This window comes from Microcoleus sp. CAWBG640, from assembly GCF_020883015.1.
GTDB classification, from domain to species: domain Bacteria; phylum Cyanobacteriota; class Cyanobacteriia; order Cyanobacteriales; family Microcoleaceae; genus Microcoleus; species Microcoleus anatoxicus.
Window position 1 is genome coordinate 1 of the sequence record NZ_JAHRFC010000169.1, and the last position, 5,013, is coordinate 5,013.

Sequence of the window (5,013 nt, forward strand, 5' to 3'; positions counted from 1 at the left end):
ATCATTGCTACAATGATGCCCGCCGAATTATTCGGGAAAATCGCACAGTAATCGATCGCCTAGTTGATTTGTTGATTGAAAAAGAAACCATCGACGGTGAAGAATTCCGGCAAATAGTGGCTGAATACACTTTTGTCCCCGAAAAAGAACAGTACGTTCCTCAGCTTTAAAAAGAATATTCAGCGCGAATATAATTCGCTCCTACAACAACGAAGTCCACTCCTAGGGGACTAAAGAAATTCAACCCGCGCCAGCGGGTTTTGTTTGTGTAAAAGCAGTTTTAACCGCTTTTGTTCCATCCACAAATTCAACCCGCTGGGAGTGGGTTTTGTTTGTTTAGAAAATGTTAGGCTTGAAAAAATTCAAGTTTGGAACTGCCAATTCACTACCGAGTATGTGTATTCATCCCACAGGCGACGATGAAACTCTTGACACCTGCGAAGCATTAGTAGCCGAGCAAAAATTAAAAATCCGAAAACTCGAACAGGAGTTACAGCAACAAAAAGAATTGTGCGTATATTTACGGACACAACTCCAAGCCGTCCAATATCTCTGCGGCTTGGATTCCAACACTCAATTGGATCTCGCCGAGACTCGCACCGGGTTCATCGCATCTCTCCAAAAAAGCCAGGAACATTACCGAATTCAAGATATAGCAGCACAACAGCAAGCAGAAATAGCGCTGGGATTAATTAAAAACGATCTCAAAATTAAATATCAAAAGCGTACTGAGGATTTAAAAATCGCCAACCAACTGTTGCGAGAAGAAATTATCGATCGCTGGCGCACAGAAGAAGCTTTGAGGGAAAGTCAGCAACAGCTAGAACTGTTTTTTTCTCAATCTGTAGATGGCTTTTTATTTATAATGCTAGATGAACCTGTACAGTGGGATGATACAGTTGACCAAGAACAAGTCTTGGATTTTGTATTTTCTAAGGGGCGAGTAACGAAGGCAAATGATGCTTTGATAACTCAATATGGTTCTACTAGGGAAGAGTTTATTGGTCAGCCGCTTAACTTTTTCTTATCCCACAACTTGGCTGATGGTAGAGAGGTTATTAGGCAATTATTTGAAGCGGGCAGAATTCATATAGAATGTGACAATCGCAAGTTGGACGGGACTCCAATTTGCGTCAAAGCTGACTATATTTGCATTTATGATACTTATGGCAGAATCGTCGGATATTTTGGCGTGGAGTGCGATATTACCGCACGAAAACAAGCAGAAGCAGCACTTAAAGAAAGCGAAGAAAGGTTTAGACAGCTAGCAGAAAATATCGAAAGTGTGTTTTGGATTAGCGATCTTCCTAAAGATGAAATGATTTACGTCAGCCCTGCTTACGAAAAGATTTGGGGTAGAAAGTGTGCGGAATTGTATGCTGCACCAAAATCTTTTTTAGAGCCGATTCATCCAGAAGATCGACAGCGAATTATTGGCAATTTACCTAAACAAATATTGGGTGAATACGATGAAGAGTATCGATTAGTTAAACCGAATGGGGAAATTAGCTGGATTCGAGACCGCGCTTTTCCGATTACAAATGCAACGGGTGAAGTCTACCGTATAGTTGGCATTGCAGAAGATATCAGCGAGCGAAAAAAAGTCCAAAAAGAACTACAAGATGCCAAACAAATGTACCAGCAAATTCTTGATGCTATTACAGACATCATACTGGTAAAAGGACCAGAATCTCGCATTGTCTGGGCAAACAAAGCCTTTCGCGACTATTACCAAAGGGAAAATTCGGAACTGATAGGTAGGATTGACGCTGAGCTTCAAGAACCCGAATATACTCAGCAATATATCCTCGACGATGCCAGCGTATTCAACACTGGTGAAGTTCGGCAAATCTTAGAAGAACCTCTGAAAAATAGTTACGGAGAAGTCAACTATTTCGACACAATTAAATCACCTATTTTTGACACGGAAGGTAAAGTGGTAATGACCGTCGGAGTTTCTCGGAATACTACCGAAAGGAAACAGGCCCAAAAAGCTCTCCGGGAAAGTGAAGAACGCTTCCGTCAGCTAGCAGAAAATATCCAAGATTCTTTCTGGCTAGTTTCTGTTGAGTTGACCGATATTTTGTATGTCAGCCCAGCTTACGAACAAATCTGGGGGCGATCGCGCGAAGATTTGTACGCCCATAACTACAATTGGATAGATTGGGTGCATCCTGAAGACCAAAACCTTTTGCATCAGTCATTTGGGCGAATCGTGGCCGGCGAATCTACTAGCACTGAATATAGGGTTTTACGTCCCGACGGCACAACTTGTTGGGTGTGCGATCGAGCTTTTCCTATTTACAATGAGTCGGGGAAACTGTATCGCGTGGCGGGTATTTGCGAAGATATCAGCGAGCGCAAATTTGCCGAGTCGCGCCTCCAAGGAACACTGCGGGAAAAAGAAGTATTGCTCAAGGAGATTCACCACAGAGTAAAAAATAATATGCAGGTAATTTCGAGTTTGCTAGAACTTCAAGCTCAATACATTGATGATGAAGCGACGCTATTTTTATTTGCAGAAAGCCAGAGCCGGATTCATTCAATGGCTTTGATTCACGAACAACTTTATCAATCTGATAATCTGGCTCGGATCGACATTCAAAATTACGTAGAAAACTTGGTTGCTAATTTATTTCAATCTTTTGGTTTGTGCAACGATTCGATCCAAATAAATCTGAATATAGAGCCAATTTATTTAAATATAGAGACAGCAATTCCTTGCGGATTGATTATTAACGAACTGGTGTCTAATTCTTTAAAATATGCTTTCATTCCTACTCGCCAAGGTGAAATCACAATTAATTTTTTAGAAATTGTACCAACTGAATTTCACTTAAGTATTCAAGACAATGGTCGAGGATTTCCCCCAGGGTTTGATGTAGAAAATACTGAAACCCTAGGATTGCGATTGGTTAAAATGTTGGCCCAGCAATTAGATGGAGAAATTACAATTGACAGTCAGTGTGGAATCTGTTACAATATTTTATTTAAAGAATTGAGTTATCGGCGACGCATTTAAAATAATTTGATTTGCGGATATATCTGTACACAAACAGTTAAGCGTTACATTGAACCTCTTTGAGAGTAGGCATGATTTATCCTGCAACGCCCTTTCATCCCTGGACTAAAGTCACAGGGTTTTCAGGGTATTTCTTATAATTTAAGAGACGGATTTTTGCTGGCTAGGTATCATCACCAGAGCCCAATAGGGAACTTCTGCCGGATCGACATCTGCGATCGCCCGAATGACCTGATTGGGCATTGTGGCGCGTTCAATATATAATGCTCGATCGAACTGTCCCAACTCAATCAACACATCCTTGACTTTGGCAAAGTGGCGGCCTAGCTTAATAATCACAGCAGCATCAACCAGTGCCAGTCGATCGCGCAAAACCTCAGCATCCAGAGTCGCAGGCATAATACTTAACACATCATTACGGTAAGTCAGCGGCACTCCCAAGGCACTTGCACTCGCCATTGTCGAAGAAATTCCCGGCACAACTTCCGTCGTAAATGTTCCCGACAAACGATTAAATAGATACATAAAACTGCCGTAGAGAAAAGGTTCCCCCTCACATAGCACCGCCACATCTCGTCCTTGCTCCAGATGGACTGCAATTTTCTCGGCCGCAATATCATAATAAGGTTGAGACGATCGCGTCGGACTAAAAGGCAGTGGCATCGGAATCTCAATTTGTTCCGGGCGAAGATAATCCGCGACGATCGCCCGCGCCAACACCTTACCATTTTCCATGGCCGGATAGGCAATCACCGGGACCGATCGCAAAATCCGATAAGCTTTCAAAGTGATCAATTCTGGATCGCCAGGGCCAATACCCAAACCGTACAATTTACCAGTAGTCTCAGTCATAATTCGTCCTTTTTAGCTAACGCATTCACGGCCGCCGTTGCCATTGCACTGCCGCCGCGCCGCCCATGTACTGTAATAAATGGCACTCCCCGACTGTTCTCCGCGAGTTCCGCTTTAGATTCGGCCGCCCCCACAAATCCAACCGGGAAACCCAGGATTAAAGCCGGTTTCGGAGCTCCATCATCCAACATTTCCAGCAGTCGGAACAAAGCAGTCGGGGCATTGCCGATCGCAACTACGGCACCTTCCAAATCATTTAGCCACAAATCAAGGGCTGCGGCCGATCGAGTATTGCCGATTTGTAGTGCTAATTCTGGGACACTGGGATGCCAGAGGGTGCAAATCACTGGATTATCGGCGGGGAGACGTTTGCGAGTGATGCCTTCGGCTACCATGCGGGAATCGCAGAGGATGGGCGCGCCGGCGACAAGGGCGTTGTATCCAGCGGTGGCGGCACCGGGGGAAGCTGCTAAATCTGTGACAATATCTGTCATGCCGCAACTGTGTATCAGGCGCACTGCGACGGATTCTAAGTCGGGGGGCAAGTTTGACAAGTCTGCTTCGGCGCGAATTGTGGCGAAGGATTTGGTGTAGATTTCGGTTCCGTCTCGGATGTAGTCAAGCATTAAGATTATTGGGAATTGGGAATTGGTAATAGTGTATCGTCAGCCATTGGTGTCAACTTAAGGTAAAACCAATAGTCCGACAGGGAATGAATTCCCTGTCTCATAGCGAAAGTCCTCTCAAAGAGGACTGAAGAGTTAATTGATCTGTATTGGTTTCAGGCAAATATTCAGTCGGTTTCAACCGACTGTCTTCTATGAGACAGGGGTTTAAACCCCTGTCGGACTGGCGGGATGACTAACAGACTTAATGCGCTGACAGCTTAAGTTGACACCTATGATCGTCAGCATATCCCTCTGATTAATGTACCGATCTGGTTTGGGATTTTTCTCCTTAGTTTAGATTGTTGTGCCTGTCTTGGATTTTTCTGGGAGTCCCTAATGCAGAATGACAGCGTTCCCAATAAATTTTAGCAACGCCATCGCCCTGATTCTGATGCCAACACTCTGCAAACAGCCGCCCCGCTTCAGCAAACTTCCCTTCGGAGTAAATCGCCAAAGCTTCCGCAAACAATT

At 44.1% G+C, this 5,013-nt stretch carries 3 protein-coding genes and 1 pseudogene; 1 reads left to right on the forward strand and 3 read right to left on the reverse strand.

Features of this window, described 5'->3' with window-relative positions:
- Positions 1-352: 352 nt before the first annotated feature.
- Entirely contained in the window at positions 353-3,022 is a 2,670-nt protein-coding gene (locus tag AAFP11_RS29695; RefSeq protein ID WP_341740232.1) for a PAS domain S-box protein, read from the forward strand.
- A 141-nt stretch (positions 3,023-3,163) separates the two neighbouring features.
- Here the strand turns inward: AAFP11_RS29695 and AAFP11_RS29700 are convergent, their stop codons facing one another.
- The 3 genes and pseudogenes from AAFP11_RS29700 to AAFP11_RS29710 all read right to left on the reverse strand — a co-directional run.
- Positions 3,164-3,874 (reverse strand): precorrin-2 C(20)-methyltransferase, encoded by a 711-nt coding sequence (locus AAFP11_RS29700; protein ID WP_341740233.1) that lies wholly within the window; start codon positions 3,872-3,874, stop codon positions 3,164-3,166.
- Positions 3,871-4,500, reverse strand: coding sequence for a precorrin-8X methylmutase (locus AAFP11_RS29705; protein ID WP_341740234.1), 630 nt, complete (start codon positions 4,498-4,500; stop codon positions 3,871-3,873). Before AAFP11_RS29705 ends, AAFP11_RS29700 begins: the two co-directional genes overlap by 4 nt.
- Positions 4,501-4,831: 331 nt before the next feature.
- A pseudogene (locus tag AAFP11_RS29710) lies at positions 4,832-5,013 on the reverse strand (adenylate/guanylate cyclase domain-containing protein); the annotation flags it as partial.